The organism is Microcoleus sp. N9_A1, from assembly GCF_036701795.1.
Classification (GTDB): Bacteria; Cyanobacteriota; Cyanobacteriia; order Cyanobacteriales; family Microcoleaceae; genus Microcoleus.
Genome location: NZ_JAUBRI010000063.1, coordinates 25,615 through 41,142 on the forward strand (window position 1 = coordinate 25,615; position 15,528 = coordinate 41,142).

Consider the following 15,528-nt stretch of genomic DNA (forward strand, 5'->3'; position numbering starts at 1 on the left):
CCATTTGATTAAGTTGGGCGATGTGTTGAGTGAGCCTAGGTATCTTTTTTTCTACTCAAGACAGCTCATAAGTCGAATAAACAAGCCTACCATAGTATAGTAATGATTTGTATTACTATGCCAGAATATGGCGGGTAAATGACCCTTTGGTGCTGACTCTTGATAAATTAGACGATAATTGTCTGATTCCCATCCTATTATGTCATAGAATTTACGCAAGGCATCGAACTGAGCTAAGAAGTTAAGTTCGCCGTCGCTACTTTCAATTTTTTCTCGCCTGTTAAATTCTTCTTTCTCATTGTAAAGACGAAGATAAATATCATTCCAAATTATAAATTGAACACTAAAACCAAAACGTCCTTCGCTGTATTTGACCCACAGCCTGTCTATAGTACATATATCTGTGCAAGGAATTCTTGGTATTTTCGTTTTTTCAGGATCGGGATCGCGTAGGTTAAGGTCTGTATAGGAAATTTTTTCAAAAATAGATTTAGTTTCCTTATTAGCGGATTCAAAATCTTTAACTGCTAGACAATTCCGCAGGTTTCGATAATCTATCCCTACTGCTGAACTCAGATCGTCATTCAGTTGACTTTCATCAATAGTCGGGTATCTTATTTCATTACGATTAGGAAGACTAGAAGTTTCATTTTCATTTTTATTAACTAAGGCATTGTGATTAAAAATCAGCCAAACAGCGTGGATAACTCCGGGAATCCATGTAAAAAAGAATGTGAGCACCAGGTTTATCCAAAACTGAGTGCCAAGCCCAACCGTCAAATATACGGCCAGCGGGGGGAAAAAAATCGCAGCGACTACGTGGCTAGTCTGAACGGGTCTTTTCTTAAGATCGCTCATGTTTATACTCCAATTTTAAATTATTAATAATACTGAGATGAAGCATCGCCCCCTACACCCTCTCCCATCCTTTCCACTACCGCATAGTAGATTCGAGGGAGCGATCGCCCAACCTTTAACTTTTCCTGTAAATGTGGGCGATCGCAACTTTTCTCAATCAATCCTTGAATTTCTGAAGCGTAGTTGCGTAGAAATTCGCTTTACGCCAAGCTTCCTCAGCGGATGAGGCTCTACCAGCAGATTCATTGCTAACATATACTTCCCCAGTATCCTCGTCCCAATAATAATCGTAAGAAGAATCTGTCGGCGTTTTAACTGTACCCATGTGTTTTCTAGCCATAACTACTCCATTGATATTTGTAATATTCAACTCAATCTCAGTATTAACTGAACTCTGACTAGCAGGTTTGGTGAAGCATCACCCCTGCACCCTCTCCCATTCTTCCCATTACCGAATAGTAGATTCGAAAGTGTGATCGCATCCTGTTAGATATCTACTAGCTATTTATAGAGAATATAACTAACGCACCTTTATAAAATGCCTTCATTTTTTAAGTAGGCTATTGCAATTTGTACATTTTCTTCTGTTCCACTACGCTTTTTCTTACTCAAAGAAAAATGGTCATAAGTTATGTCACCAGTTGTTGGATTATATTCAAAGGTGACGTGGGGATATCTAGTTGATTGATCGATTGGACGTACTACAATTGTGTAAGTACCATCCGGTTTTGGATTATTTGCTTGCTGGTACTCATGCACACCATCTCCCGCCGGTTCCCACGTTTGGCTCATATTTTTTGATTACTTTTTACTCATCTGATACATCAGTGTACTATGCCAAAAGATTTGGTAAAATCGGAAATGTCGGCACTTTCACCAGACAAGCAGATCGGAAATGTCGGAATCTTGTCGGAAATGTCGGAAAGATCGGATATAATACGACAAATCCCCGCACACGACAGACCTATGGAAATCGCAGAAGTATTAAAACTCGCAGACGAGCTAATCTTCGCCAAGACGGGAGAACATATAGACTATCTGCAAAAAGCTATCCTTGAAGGGACATTCCAAGGTCGAACATACCCAGAAATTGCTGAAGCGACTCATTCCAGTGAAGGCCATACAAGAGATATCGGTTCGGAATTATGGCAAATATTCTCAGAGGGATTGGGAGAAGATATTACTAAAAGAAATTTTAGAGCAATATTAGAAAAAGCGAAATTTGATAACTTTTCATCAGCTATCGGTAGAGTAGGTAGAGATTATGTAGCGATTAACAACCTCAACATTTGTCAAGAAAGGGCGAGAAGTCCAACAGAACCCCAAAACCCCCAACCAACTTCTAAACAACCCCAAATTGACTTAGGCGACGCACCGGAAATATTCACCTTTTTCGATCGCACTTCTGAACTCTCCACCCTCGAAAACTGGATAACACAGGAACACACACGCCTGATCGCACTCCTCGGAATCAGCGGAATCGGCAAAACAACCCTCTCCCTAAGCCTGATCGATCGCATCAAAACCCAATTCGATTACGTCCTCTATCGCAGCCTCCGCTTTTCCCCAACCCTCGATGCAACCCTCACCAACCTGCTGCAAATCTTTTCCCAACCATCAGAAATTCCCCAAAACATCGAAACAAAAATTTCCCACATCCTCGATTACCTGCGAAAATACCGATGTCTGATTGTCCTCGATGACGTGCAGATGCTTTTGGGCAGCGGACAACTAGCGGGACCATATAAAACTGGATATGAAGATTATCAGTTATTTTTTAAACTAATTGCCGAAGTTTGTCATCAAAGTTGTTTGATATTGAATAGTTGGGAAAAACCCAGAGAAATTGCCAGATTATCAAAAGATAATCATCCCGTGCGATGTTTTGTATTGGGAAGCTTAGGAGTAGCAGCTAAAGAGATTTTGAACTCACAAAAGTTATCCGATCAGGAAACATGGTCAACTTTGATTGATATTTATCAAGGAAATCCTCTGTGGTTGGAGTTGACTGCAACGCTGATTCAAGAGTTGTTTGGGGGAAGAGTTTCTGAGTTTTTGCAGTGCGAGATGCCGATTTTAGATGAAGGGTTGCAATCTCAGTTATCTCAACCTTTTGGGCGTTTGACTCCGCCGGAATTGGCAGTGATGGTTCACCTGGCTAATCAACCTGAACCCGTTGCTGTGTCGCAAATTTTCAACAAAATACCTTTTTCGCCGTCAGAAATAGTCAATGCAGTGCGATCTCTTGGAAATCGGTTTTTATTGGATACGCAGGAACAGGAACAGATAACTTTGTTTAGTTTAAATCCGGTGCTGAAACAGTATGTGAAAACTCAGTATCTTTCTAACTGATATCAAATTAGGTTGATAAACGCGATATCCGTAGGGAAAGGGCGCTGCCGTGTCCGTGTCCGTATTGATATCAAATCAGGTTGATAAACGCGATATCCGTAGGGAAAGGGCACTGCCGTGTCCGTGTCCGTATTGATATCAAATCAGGTTGATAAACGCGATATCCGTAGGGAAAGGGCACTGCCGTTTCCGTATCCCTAGGAAATGGCACTGCCGTTTCCCTACCGTCGCTGGTTCTGTAAGTGCGATCGCACCCATTCCCGAAACTCTCTAATTCTCGCATTCTCTCCCTTTTCTGAGTCTAGGTGCATAAACTGTGCCAGTTCTTTGACAGGAAACGAGGCAAATGCCAAACTGGTTTCGGACTCGACATAACCCGCATCAGTTAAAATGTTAATTATTAGTTTTCCTTTCTTCCAAATCCAAACTTCCGGCACTTTAAGTTCCCCATAAACTGCCATTTTATTGATAGATGAGCTAGTCAAATCCATTTCTACAACTAAGTCTGGTGGCGGGTCTTTCTTGAGATCGATAGTTAACTTTCCCCGCATTAAAGCTTCATTTTGGATATAAAAACATTCATCAGCTTCTTTTCCAGCTTTTTTGGGTTCCGAACGCCAAGTAGATGATTTTAATCCGATAATTTCAATCCCAATTTCCTCAGACAGCGCTACAATTAGCCGACCGAGAGTCCAGCTATACCTCTCATGTTCTGGTAAAGGTACCATGAGTTCTAAAGTTCCCTGATAGTAAGTCATGCGCGGCGTTGAACGTTCCGCAAATATTTCTAACAACTGTTCGTAGGTTTCCCAACTGATATCCTGTAAAACCAGGTGAGAACCTGCAAGCTCTTCTTTACTGTATGCCAGGGTTTGAACCATTGTAAATACTCCACGAGAACTTTAACCCTATTATAAATGGATCTAATTTAATTAGATCGATCGCCCTTGACCGTATCCAAAACCTGTTTACATTCCCTAAGTCCTAAGATAGACAGTTAGTTACAGAAGTTGTTGAGGCTGACATTTCTGCCAGCCCCATAAATCTTAGAACTATTCTACCCCCTCAATCCGGTCTTCCACCTCCTGATAAAGTTCGCGCAAGCGATCCAAATTACTCTCCGAAGTTTCCCAATAACCCCGGCCATTCACCTCAAGCAAAGTGCTGACAATCTTGCGGAACGAATGAGGATTTAAGTTAAGCAAACGCTTCTGCATCTCCTCATCTTGGATAAACGTACCGTTCACATCCTCATACACCCAATTATCCACCGCACCCGCAGTCGCACTCCATCCAGTCGTGTTCACCAGACGCTTAGAAATCTCCCGCACGCCCTCATAACCGTGGGACAACATCCCCTCGTACCACTTCGGATTCAGCAGCTTAGTCCGCGAATCTAAACGCACGGTTTCCGATAGCGTCCGCACCTGCGCGTTGGCTGTCGTCGTATCAGCAACAAAGGATGTTGGTTGCTTCCCGTCGGCGCGCAAACTGCCGATCAATTTAGTCGGATCGGAGTCGAAATAGTGCGACACGTCGGTTAGCGAAATCTCCGCAGAATCTAAGTTTTGGAAGGTGACATCAGCAGTTTTTAAGGATGACTCAAAAATCTGCCTGTCTTGTTCCATAGTTCCCGGATTGTCGGAAGAAAAGGCGAAGGATTTGCGGGTTAAATACATTTCCTGCAACTCGGCTTCGGTTTCCCAAGTGCTGTTTTCCACCGCCAAGTTGACGTTAGATGAATAGGAACCGGAAGCGTTGGAAAAAACGCGGGTTGCTGCTTGTCGCAGGTTGATTCCCATTTCTTCCGCTTGCTTCAATGCGTGTTTGCGGACGAAGTTCATTTCTAAAGGTTCGTCTGCTTCCGCTGCCATTTTCACGGCTTTATCTAACAAATTCATTTGGTTGATGAACAAGTCGCGGAATACGCCGGAACAGTTAATTACTACGTCGATTCGAGGCCGTCCCAACTCTTCTAAAGACAGCAATTCCAGTTTGTTTACCCGGCCCAAAGCATCGGGTACTGGCTTCACTCCCACCATCCACATTACTTGGGCGAGGGATTCGCCGTAAGTCTTGATGTTGTCGGTTCCCCAGAGTACAACGGCGATGGTTTCGGGATAGTTTCCGCCGTTATCGGTGCGCTGTCTTTCTAATAGTCTGTCAACGACAACTTTAGCAGACTTGACCGCCCCTGTCGTCGGGATTGACTGCGGATCTAAAGCGTGCATATTCTTGCCAGTCGGCAAAACATCTGGGTTGCGAATCGGATCGCCGCCGGGCCCGGGGATAATGTATTCGCCTTCTAGGGCGCGCAACAAAGCGCCCAATTCGTTGTCGGCGCAAACTTGCTGCAAACAGAATTCCAGATACTCAAACAGCGGTTTAATCGGTTCTGGATCGACTTTTTTGTAACCGGCGGCGTGCAAGGCATCAATCCAAGGTGTTTTCTTGCCCATGTTGAAGAAATTCAACTTGGAAACTAGGGAAACTCGGCCTTCAGCGTCGGTTTGTTCCTTCACCAAAGCGCTGACTGCATCCCGACAGGCTAGGGTGATGTTTTGCAGCAATTCGACATCAACTAAAATGCCTCGATCGCTATTTGTGTAAATTTCCTCGATCTCGCGTCCCAGACTGTTAGCGATAATTCGCGGCAAGCTTAGCAGGTTGTCTTCTTCGCGGTCTAAATTGGCGATATTTACCAAAGTTGCGATCGCCTCGACCGCAGTCGGCGGCTTACCGATAACGTGCAAACCGCAAGGTAACAACCGCGATTCAATCTCCATCAACTTGCGGTAAACCAAGCCAACTAAATTGTCCCGTTCCTCCGCAGTCATCCCCGCAGCAACGCCTCTTTCCTGTTCGGGAGGTAAGGCGATATCTTTGTCTAAATTTACCAAACGGCATTTTTCCACGATCGCATCCACAATCGGCACGCCCCGGCCCGTATCCTTCAAAGTTTGATAAGAAGCAATCAACTCGCTGAGTTCCTGCAAACCTTTGTACAAACCAGCATTTTCCGCCGGAGGAGTCAAGTAAGAAATTGTTTCAGCATAACTGCGGCGCTTGGCAATTGTTGCCTCGCTGGGATTGTTGGCGGCGTAATAATAGAGGTTGGGAATTTTGCCGATCAAACTGTCGGGATAACAATCCACAGACATTCCCATCTGCTTACCGGGCATGAATTCTAGGGAACCGTGAGTGCCGAAGTGCAGCACCGCATCCGCACCCCAAATGCGCTCCAAATATGTGTAGTAAGCAGCAAAACCGTGGTGCGGGCTGGCGGAACGAGAGAATAACAACCGCATCGGATCGCCTTCGTATCCAAAAGTAGGTTGCACTCCGATAAACACGTTGCCGAAATGTTTGCCGAAAATCAGCAAATTTTGTCCGTCGCTGTTCAAATGTCCCGGAGGCGGGCCCCAATTTTCTTGCAAGCGTTCCGAGTAAGGAGTGAATTCCTCATACTCGGCTACGGACATCCGGTAAGCAATATTTAATTCGGGACTTTGGTATTGGGCTGTTGCGTCATGAATGACTTCCTGCATCAGTTTTTCGGCGGAATCCGGCAATTCTGGCAAGTCGTAACCGTTACCTTTTAAGGCTTTCAATACTTCGTAAATCGAGCCGAAAACGTCCAAATAAGCGGCTGTTCCGACGTTGCCTTTATCGGGAGGAAAACTGAAAACTGTGATCGCAACTTTCTTATCTAATTTTGGTTTGCGGCGCAGCATTGCCCATTTCATGGCGCGCTGGGAAATTGCTTCAATTCGATCTTGCAGGGCGATCGCCTTGCCAGTTGCACCATCGCGTCCCGACACAATAATCGGTTCGATCGCACCATCCAACTCAGGAATCGCAACCTGCAAAGCAACTTGAATCGGGTGCAAACCTAAATCGCTATTTTCCCACTCTTCTGTCGTTTGGAAAACCAGCGGCAAAGCCACCATGTAAGGGCAATTTAATTTTTTCAAAGATTCGATCGCCTTCGGGTGATCTTGTTTCGCCGGGCCACCCACCAAAGCAAAACCAGTCAGAGAAACCACCGCATCAACGATCGGCAGAGGTGTAACACCTTTTGCCCCGACTTCCAAGAAAAAAGTCTCAACAGGTTTAGAGAAGTCCAAACCGCCGGCAAAAATCGGCACAACCCGCGCGCCCATTGCCTCCAATTCCTGCACCATTGCTACATAGTGCGCGTCATCTCCTGTGACTAAGTGAGTGCGTTGCAACACTAAACCAATGCAAGGTGCGAGGGGATCTTTAAGATCGGCAGAAATATCTGTACGGGCATTAAACCAGGTCAGATATGCTTTTACATCTTCAAACATGGACGATGCCAAAGGATGCCAAATTCCCATGTCTGGGTAGACAACAGGTTCTTGGAAAGTTGGCTGTGACTGGCCTTTGAAGACATATTTATGTGACAGCATCAGCAGGAAGTTCTCCAAGTTTTCTTGGGAACCGCCCAGCCAATACTGGAAACTCAGCATAAAATTGCGGGCATCTTGGGCTTTGTCAAGAGGCAAATATTTCAGCACTTTCGGCAAAGTTTGCAGCAGTTTCAGCATTCCGTCTTGGAAGGAACTCCCGGATTTTTCCTTCCGTTTTTTCATGAATTCGCCGATCGCGCTTTTGCTTTGTCCCAACTGCGCCATCGAGAAACTGCCCATTTTATTCAGGCGCATCACCCCCGGCATCGACGGGAAGACAACGGCGACATCCAAGCTGTCGCGCAGCGGTTCTACAGCCGCTACCACTTTTTCGGCCAAATCTTCGATAAAAATTAGAGAAGCAATAAATACGTTGGCATCGGCCACATCCCGCTTGAAGGCCTCGTAATTTTCCGGGCTGCGGAGTTCTTCGATCAGGTAGCCGCTGATTTCTATTGCCAGATTCGGATTTTTGTTATTTATCGCTCGAACCGCTGCGGACAGGGCGCTTTGATACTGCGGTTCCAGTACGACATAGACCACCTTCATGAGCGATCGCCCCTGCAAGTTTTCCGGCGCGATGTGGCGAATGGTGGGCTTGACGTGAGTGAACATCCGGTTAGGCTCCTTTAAGATGCTGTTTTCGGCAATCGGGAATTTTTTTATCCCCTAAGCATTTTTACCAGAAAACGCTGGCCATTGGGCGATTTGAGCTTGCACATGACACAATTCGACAAATTTATTGCGATTTTTCGTTACATTATTTGACAAATTCGTTGAGCAACTACTCCAAATTTACTTTACAAAAATTTACTTGACAAAAATTTATGTATGTGTATACAGATCATGATTTGGATTAAAATAATTAAAAATTAACCAAGGATTGAGAAAGAAATCCTGAAAAAAGTTCCAAGTTTTGTAGAATTGATTAAACTTGCGATAGAGCAATTAACTGAGGAAAAAAGGCATAACTTCTGAAGGCAGAATCAAGACTTAGATAATTGCTGAGTCACAAAGATTGATATTTTACCAGGAATTTAAAACCATTTCATAACGTCTGTTTTGTGTAAATTCCTGATTGGCGATCGAGTTCATGGAAAGCTAATTGCTATAAACTCTCAAACTCATCAAAACCTTAGGGGGAAAACATGGCTAACTACGCAATTTTCGACGAACAATTCTACCTCGCCTCATATCCTTGGGTCAAACCAGCCATTGACGCAGGAGTCATCTCATCTGGGAGAGAACACTTTGAAAAATTCGGGCGAGAAGGCGGTCTAACTAAAGTATCGCGTTATTTTGACGAAAATGCTTACCTTGCTGGGAATCCAGATCTCGCACCTTTCGTCCGCACAGTCAACCCAAACGCGCCTTTTGCAACCGGCCTCGATCACTTTATCCAGTTCGGTTACGATGAAGGACAGCGCCGCACCCAAGTATCACCCGAATACAACGAAAACTTTTATTTAGCAAACAACTCTGAACTCCAACCGTTCGTTCAGAACGGAACTTTCAAATCAGGGTTCCAGCATTTCGTTCAATTCGGGGCCAAAGAAGGTCGGTTTGGGACTTCATTTTTTGAACCGGAATACTTAAAAGAAAACCCCGACATCGTGCCGTTTGTCAACTCTGGAAACTTGAGAACCGGCCGGGAACACTTCTTCAATTTTGGACAATTTGAGCCTGCCCGCGACGCGACTTTTGTCGGCACCCGTACCAACGATGTTTTAACTGGTGTTGGCGTGGGCGATGTCGAAATTGTAGGAGTGGAAGTAGGTATAGATCCCCAAGGCAACCGCCAGTATGAAAGCTTTGGCACCAATGAATTCGATGTCTTGATTGGTGCTCCGGGAACTAATACATTCGTACTCGGAGTTCCTGCTACAGCCGGGAATGTCACCCCGACACCGCTGTATTTGGCTAACGGTCAAGCTACTATTCGCAACTTCGACATAGAAAGCGATTTTATCCAACTGCAAGGAACTTCTTTAAACGGCTACAGCCTAACTCCCATTGGTAGCAATTTGTCAATCCAACGTTTTGGAGATGTGCTGGGCGTGATTGAAGGAGGAGCAAGCTTGGGTTTGACTTTCCAAGAATCTAACGGTAACGGTACTTTCTTGATTGGATAGTCATTAATCATTGGTCATTAGTCATTAGTCATTAGTCATTAGTCATTAGTCAGTAGGGGCCGCCCCCCGTGGCTGCCCCAATCTCTGAAACACCTACAAAATCCTGAACGGGGAGGGCGGGCACGGGGGCACCGCCCCTACAAAACGATGATTTACCTGAGAATGAAACAGCCCTGGTCATTAGTCATCAGTCATCAGTCATCAGTCACTAGCTAATGCTGATGATTGATGACTTTTGATTGGTTGGGCAATTGTGCCGTAAAATAGTTTGATCGATCGCACTTTTTATTCTTACTTAAAAAAGCAAAAATGAATTACGATATCTTTGACGAACAATACTACCCGTCGCTTTGACACGATCGCTGTTATTGAAGGCGGCGCAAATCTCAAGTTGAATGTATTACCACAACTTAATGCTTCTCTACTTCTACTTGGGTAGAAATCTCGAAGCTATTGGGGATTTGGCTGATTGTTGCTGGGGAGTGCGATCGCTAATTGAGCTTAAATGAGATTAGACACTGAAAAAAAAATCACCCGATCGGGTGATTGTCTCAATTCCAGATGATTGATAAATTGCATAAACAGCTATTTAAATCCGCAGAATAAAAACATGGGTAACTACGCAATTTTTGACGAAAAATACTACCTTTCGCAGTATCCTTGGGTCAAACCAGCGATCGACACAGGAGTTATAAAATCTGGACAAGAACACTTTGAAAAATACGGTCAAGCCGGCGGCTTAACTAAAGTATCGCGGTATTTTGACGAAGCTACCTACCTGGCTGGCAACCCAGACATCGCTGCCTTAGTCCGCACCCCCAACAACCCAAACGCTCCTTTTGCGACCGGGCTAGATCACTTTATCCAATACGGTTACGAAGAAGGTCGCACTCGCGTATCGCCTGAGTATAACGAAGCGTTTTATATCGCAAATAACCGACAGTTGCAGCCGTTTATTCAGAATGGAACTTTGAAAAACGGCTACCAGCATTTCATTCAATTCGGCATCAAAGACGGTCAGTTTGGGACTTCTTTCTTGGAACCGGAATACTTAGGAAAAAACCCCGACATTCGGCCGCTTGTCGAATCGGGAGCATTGAAAACTGGTCGGGAACACTACTTCAATTTCGGCAAAAGCGATCCAAGCCGCTCTGCGACTTTTATCGGAAGTTCCGGGAATGACACGATTGCCGGTGCTGGGGTGGGAAATACCGAATTAATTGGAACTGAAGTAGGTTTAGGTACAGGTAATGGCTTTGGCGAGGGCCGAGTGTATGAAGGTGACGGCAGCAATGAATTCGATACTCTCACTGGCGGTAGCGGCCGCGATAAATTCGTACTCGGAGACCTTATAGAAGGCAGTAAGGGGAATCCGGCCGGAACCAAAATATTCTATATCGGGCCGGGTTTTGCGACAATTCGGAACTTTACGAAAGGTGAGGATAGCATCCTGCTAGGAGATAATTTATCACCTTTCTCAGATCAATTCTTGATATTGCCCATCAACAACAATCGAGATTTAGCTATCCAAACGAACGGCTTGTTCGTCTCCCGTCCAGATGGAAGTCCGGGAATTAGTAGCTTTGACACGATCGCTGTTATTGAAGGTGGCGGAAATCTCAATTTGAATGTATTACCAGAATCTACTGTTTTTAGATTTTTACTTGGCTAGAAATCTCGAAGCTATTGGGGATTTGGCTGATTGTTGCTGGGGAGTGCGATCGCTAATTGAGCTTAAATGAGATTAGACAATGAAAAAGAAAATCACCCGATCGGGTGATTTTCTCAGTTCCAGATGATTGATAAATTGCACAAACACCTATTTAAATCCGCAGAATAAAAACGTGGGTAACTACGCAATTTTTGACGAACAATACTACCTTTCACAGTATCCGTGGCTGAAATCAGCCATTGATGCAGGAGTTATCAACTCCGGGAAAGAACACTTTGAAAAATACGGTCAAGCTGGTGGGCTCACCGCAGTATCGCGTTACTTTGATGAAGAAACCTATCTAGCTCAAAATCCAGATATTGCTCCCCTTGTCCGTACCGCAAACAATCCAAACGCGCCTTTTGCCTCTGGTTTAGACCACTTTATCCAGTTTGGTTACGAAGAAGGTCGCACCCAAGTATCGCCTGACTACGACGAAGCGATTTATTTAAAACGATACCCCGTACTTGTGCCGTTTGTACAGAACGGCACTTTCAAATCAGGATTAGATCATTTTGTCCAATTCGGATCAAAACAAAACCTTTACGCGAACACCTTTTTTGAACCAGAATACTTACTAAAAAACCCCGATATAGCAGCAGCAGTCAAGGAGGGAGTTTTTAAAACTGGCGGAGAACACTACCGAAAATTTGGACAATTTGAGCAAACGCGACCGGCTACATTTGTCGGCACTAAAGGCACTGACATTGTGACGGGATTTGGTGTAGGACAAGTTGAAATCATTGGCATTCAAGTATCTTTGAATGCAGCGGGCGATCGAGTTTATGAAAAACCTTCCGGTTTTCCTTCTCCCCCTGTAAATGACACCCTAATTGGCGGTCAAGGTACTGATACTTTCTTGCTCGGTGTTGGGGATTTTGCCGATGTGAATGGGGGGAATTTTTACGGAGGGGTTAGCAACAGCAACTACGCTACGATTAAAAACTTTAACCCGCAAGCCGATAAGATCAACCTAGCGGGAACGAGAGGCAACTATCTGTTTAACAATACTCCTAATGGAGATTTTAGGATTAGCGTGGTGCCGATTAGGGCTTTTGCACCGGTAGGTATAGTCGAGGGCGGTGCGAATATGCCGTTTCTGGTAAATCAGGGGCTCGATCGCCTAATTTCTTTTGATCGAATTTCTGTTATTGTAGTGAATAACTTTTTGGAAGCTGGATATTTAGCAAACAATCCCGATGTTGCTGCGGCGGTTCAAGCAGGAAATTTTGATTCAGGTATCGACCAGTATACAAAAGTTGGGCAATTTGAAACCAATCGATCGGCAACTTTTGTGGGGGGTTCGGGGAATGATATTGTTACTGCTTTTGGTAAGGGAAAAACGACAATTATTGGAGTTGCTTTTGATGGCAGTTATTCGAGCGACGGTAGCAACGAATTTGATACGTTGATTGGTAGCGAAGGTGCTGATACTGTTATTTTGGCTTATGACAATAATTCGGGTTCTCCTGGTAGCAGCTTCCGCAACACCACTCAAGAATTGTATTTAGGCCCGGGGGAGGCGCGCATTCGCGGCTTCAATCCCAGTCAGGGAGATGCACTCCAGCTATCAGGCACACTCAGTGACTATCAAATATCTCCAGTGGGTGCAGATTTAGTTATCTCAAAAGCAGGAGATAGAATTGCAATTCTTGAGGGAGGTGCTGGATTAAATTTGAAACAACAGACATTTCCTAGCACCGACTTTGGGCCTAGTCCTTTCCTGCTAGGTTAGAAAGCAATTAATACCAACGAGAAACCCGATCGCTCCAAGCAACCGGGTTTCTCAATTTGCTAAGTCTTTAATGGCGATCGCGCGCTAGCTTCAAAACCTCAACCGCATCTTTGTGACCCTCCGAAGACGCCCAAATTAACGCAGTCCAAGTATTATTATCCTTAGCTTTGATATCAGCACCCTTTTCGATTAAAAATTCCACAACTTGAGTGCGCCCGCTACCTGCAGCACTCATCAAAGCCGTCAAACCAAAATTAGTTTTAGCATTCACATCCACCCCCGCCTCCAGCAAAAGCTGTACAATCTCGCTATGTCCGGCAGCAGCGGCACTCATTAACGGCGTCCACCCGTCTTTATCCTGACTGTTGGCCCCCGCACCTGCAGCCAGCAATTTTTTGACGATCGCAGAATTGCCAGCCTCAGCCGCAGTCGTCAAAGCCGTCGCGCCTTCCTCATCTTTGGCATTGATATCTGCACGCTGTTCGATCGCACTTTCTACAGCCGCAACATCACCCGTCTTGACGGCATCAATTAAATCTGTCATAAAATCTCCCTTGCATCCTTTCAAATCTTAAATCCTATGGAAGTAGATATTTTAATCCTCTCCAACGGCCCCGGAGAATTGGCAACTTGGGTGCGTCCCGCCGTGCAAGCTTTGCGCCAACAATTGGGGAACGCAGGTACTCAAGCACGAATCTCTGTGGTGCTGTCCCCTTGTCCGCACGCCACCGGGAAAGAAGCACAAATCGCATCTTCCTACCCAGAAGTGGACAGAGTGCAAGCACCGGAGCATTTTTTTCCATTCTTATTATCGGGCAAAACTGCTGAAAATTGGGATTGGTATGAAACAGGAGTTGTTTTATTTTTAGGCGGCGATCAATTTTTTACGGTTGTGATTGGCAAAAGGCTAAAATATCGCACTGTTACTTATGCGGAATGGGACGCGCGGTGGTATCGCTGGATTGATAAATTTGCGGCGATGAAACCAGAAGTTTTTGCTAAAGTCCCCCAAAAATATGCTAATAAATTTACAGTTGTCGGAGATTTGATTGCGGAAGTAGGTAATCGAAAATCGGACGCCAAAGATGGGGCAGCGCCCCTACGGAAAATAGAATTAATTGGATTGTTGCCCGGTTCTAAAGCCGCCAAATTAGCATTAGGTGTACCGTTATGTTTGGCGATCGCCCAATCGATCCATCGCATCCGCCCTGAAACTCGCTTTGTAATTCCGGTTGCGCCTACCATAGACGTGCAAACTATAGCACGTTTTGCCGACCCAAAACAAAATCCTTGCCTGCATTTATTTGACAACGCTAGCGCGGAACTACATTTAACAGAACCGCCGTTTTTGCAGACAGCAAATAACTTGCAAGTCGAACTTTGGACGCAGACACCCGCTTACGATTTGCTATCAGAATGCAGCCTGTGTTTGACTACTGTGGGGGCGAATACTGCGGAATTGGGTTCCTTAGCTGTACCGATGATTGTGTTGATTCCGACGCAGCAGTTGGATGCGATGAAGGCTTGGGATGGTTTGCCGGGATTGCTGGCAAATTTGCCGTTAGTTGGTTCTGTTTTTGCAACTGGGATTAATTGGCTAATCTTGCAATTGGGGAAGGGAAAGCTTTATGCTTGGCCGAATATCTGGGCGGGCGAGGAGATTGTGCCGGAGTTGATTGGTAAGCTGGAACCGGATGTTGTAGCCCAATTGGCGATCGACTATTTGATCCATCCTGAAAAATTAGCACAAATGGGCGATCGTTTGCGTGCGGTTCGAGGAGAATCAGGGGCGGCGAAAAAAATTGCTGAATTGGTTTGTGAAGAAATCAATTTTATCGATATCGAACACCAACCAACAATTTAAATAAACCCGCCCCACCCCACAAATAATATCAAATCCACATCAAAATCAATCCAAATTTCCTAATTAGCCAAATATCGTAGATACTGTCTTGATCTGTCAAGGGGTAGCGAGCAAATAAGTTGGATCGAAAGGCTTTTGGGACTTTAAAATCCCAAAAGCCAAATGCACCAACTTCCTCATCAGAGCACCAATCACCTGCATTTTGACGCCAGCCACGACCCAATAATCGCTCACTCACGGCTGTGAGCAAAGGATTACAACGCATCGCCACCACGGCAGGCATATACAATGCCTTTCGCAGTCGGACATTTCCTGTACAAGACTCTCCGAGTTTTGCCACGCACAGAAGTTCCTGAACTACGCTCCCAGGGAGTCAAACCTGCATCTCTCTGCCAGTTGACGAGCATTTTTGTAATCTTCAATCTGACCAACTTCAGCTAACA

At 45.0% G+C, this 15,528-nt stretch carries 12 protein-coding genes; 5 read left to right on the forward strand and 7 right to left on the reverse strand.

Annotated features, from left to right (window positions below; genetic code table 11):
* Positions 1–51: 51 nt before the first annotated feature.
* The 3 genes from QUA58_RS23995 to QUA58_RS24005 all read right to left on the reverse strand — a co-directional run bounded on the left by QUA58_RS23995 (position 52) and on the right by QUA58_RS24005 (position 1,650).
* On the reverse strand, positions 52–858 hold the full coding sequence (locus QUA58_RS23995; RefSeq protein ID WP_333396375.1) for a YqaE/Pmp3 family membrane protein: 807 nt from the start codon (positions 856–858) through the stop codon (positions 52–54).
* A 157-nt stretch (positions 859–1,015) separates the two neighbouring features.
* Positions 1,016–1,198, reverse strand: coding sequence for a hypothetical protein (locus tag QUA58_RS24000; RefSeq protein ID WP_333396376.1), 183 nt, complete (start codon positions 1,196–1,198; stop codon positions 1,016–1,018).
* A gap of 191 nt (positions 1,199–1,389) precedes the next feature.
* The gene (locus QUA58_RS24005) at positions 1,390–1,650 is read right to left on the reverse strand and encodes a hypothetical protein (protein ID WP_333396378.1); all 261 of its coding nucleotides are present in this window, start codon (positions 1,648–1,650) and stop codon (positions 1,390–1,392) included.
* 42 nt (positions 1,651–1,692) lie between these two features.
* Here QUA58_RS24005 and QUA58_RS24010 point away from each other — a divergent pair, with 42 nt between their 5' ends.
* Positions 1,693–3,210, forward strand: coding sequence for an ATP-binding protein (locus QUA58_RS24010; RefSeq protein WP_333396380.1), 1,518 nt, complete (start codon positions 1,693–1,695; stop codon positions 3,208–3,210).
* A 221-nt stretch (positions 3,211–3,431) separates the two neighbouring features.
* Here the strand turns inward: QUA58_RS24010 and QUA58_RS24015 are convergent, their stop codons facing one another.
* On the reverse strand, positions 3,432–4,091 hold the full coding sequence (locus QUA58_RS24015) for a Uma2 family endonuclease (RefSeq protein WP_333396383.1): 660 nt from the start codon (positions 4,089–4,091) through the stop codon (positions 3,432–3,434).
* Between the two features lie 171 nt (positions 4,092–4,262).
* Positions 4,263–8,258, reverse strand: coding sequence for a magnesium chelatase subunit H (locus QUA58_RS24020; RefSeq protein ID WP_333396385.1), 3,996 nt, complete (start codon positions 8,256–8,258; stop codon positions 4,263–4,265).
* A 533-nt stretch (positions 8,259–8,791) separates the two neighbouring features.
* Between QUA58_RS24020 and QUA58_RS24025 the strand changes: the two genes are divergently transcribed.
* From QUA58_RS24025 to QUA58_RS24035, 3 genes are all read left to right on the forward strand, one after another.
* Positions 8,792–9,775: a calcium-binding protein gene (locus QUA58_RS24025; RefSeq protein ID WP_333256582.1), complete on the forward strand. Its 984-nt coding sequence runs from the start codon at positions 8,792–8,794 to the stop codon at positions 9,773–9,775.
* Positions 9,776–10,385: 610 nt separating this feature from the next.
* The gene (locus QUA58_RS24030) at positions 10,386–11,447 is read left to right on the forward strand and encodes a calcium-binding protein (protein WP_333396387.1); all 1,062 of its coding nucleotides are present in this window, start codon (positions 10,386–10,388) and stop codon (positions 11,445–11,447) included.
* Between the two features lie 172 nt (positions 11,448–11,619).
* Positions 11,620–13,221 carry a hypothetical protein gene (locus QUA58_RS24035; protein ID WP_333396390.1) on the forward strand — a complete coding sequence of 534 codons (1,602 nt, stop codon included), beginning with the start codon at positions 11,620–11,622 and terminating at the stop codon, positions 13,219–13,221.
* A 67-nt stretch (positions 13,222–13,288) separates the two neighbouring features.
* On the opposite strand, the gene QUA58_RS24040 is transcribed toward QUA58_RS24035, so the two are convergent.
* Positions 13,289–13,765 (reverse strand): ankyrin repeat domain-containing protein, encoded by a 477-nt coding sequence (locus tag QUA58_RS24040; RefSeq protein ID WP_333256575.1) that lies wholly within the window; start codon positions 13,763–13,765, stop codon positions 13,289–13,291.
* Positions 13,766–13,801: 36 nt separating this feature from the next.
* Between QUA58_RS24040 and QUA58_RS24045 the strand changes: the two genes are divergently transcribed.
* Entirely contained in the window at positions 13,802–15,085 is a 1,284-nt protein-coding gene (locus QUA58_RS24045; protein ID WP_333396392.1) for a lipid-A-disaccharide synthase, read from the forward strand.
* Positions 15,086–15,113: 28 nt separating this feature from the next.
* Here the strand turns inward: QUA58_RS24045 and QUA58_RS24050 are convergent, their stop codons facing one another.
* The gene (locus tag QUA58_RS24050; protein WP_333396394.1) at positions 15,114–15,425 is read right to left on the reverse strand and encodes a transposase; all 312 of its coding nucleotides are present in this window, start codon (positions 15,423–15,425) and stop codon (positions 15,114–15,116) included.
* Positions 15,426–15,528: the final 103 nt, after the last annotated feature.

Excerpts from the sequence above, each read along its gene's own strand:
- QUA58_RS23995 (WP_333396375.1), bottom strand. The coding sequence starts at position 858 with ATGAGCGATCTTAAGAAAAGACCCGTTCAGACTAGCCACGTAGTCGCT.
- QUA58_RS24000 (WP_333396376.1), bottom strand. The coding sequence starts at position 1,198 with ATGGCTAGAAAACACATGGGTACAGTTAAAACGCCGACAGATTCTTCT.
- QUA58_RS24005 (WP_333396378.1), bottom strand. The coding sequence starts at position 1,650 with ATGAGCCAAACGTGGGAACCGGCGGGAGATGGTGTGCATGAGTACCAG.
- QUA58_RS24010 (WP_333396380.1), top strand. The coding sequence starts at position 1,693 with ATGCCAAAAGATTTGGTAAAATCGGAAATGTCGGCACTTTCACCAGAC.
- QUA58_RS24015 (WP_333396383.1), bottom strand. The coding sequence starts at position 4,091 with ATGGTTCAAACCCTGGCATACAGTAAAGAAGAGCTTGCAGGTTCTCAC.
- QUA58_RS24020 (WP_333396385.1), bottom strand. The coding sequence starts at position 8,258 with ATGTTCACTCACGTCAAGCCCACCATTCGCCACATCGCGCCGGAAAAC.
- QUA58_RS24025 (WP_333256582.1), top strand. The coding sequence starts at position 8,792 with ATGGCTAACTACGCAATTTTCGACGAACAATTCTACCTCGCCTCATAT.
- QUA58_RS24030 (WP_333396387.1), top strand. The coding sequence starts at position 10,386 with ATGGGTAACTACGCAATTTTTGACGAAAAATACTACCTTTCGCAGTAT.
- QUA58_RS24040 (WP_333256575.1), bottom strand. The coding sequence starts at position 13,765 with ATGACAGATTTAATTGATGCCGTCAAGACGGGTGATGTTGCGGCTGTA.
- QUA58_RS24045 (WP_333396392.1), top strand. The coding sequence starts at position 13,802 with ATGGAAGTAGATATTTTAATCCTCTCCAACGGCCCCGGAGAATTGGCA.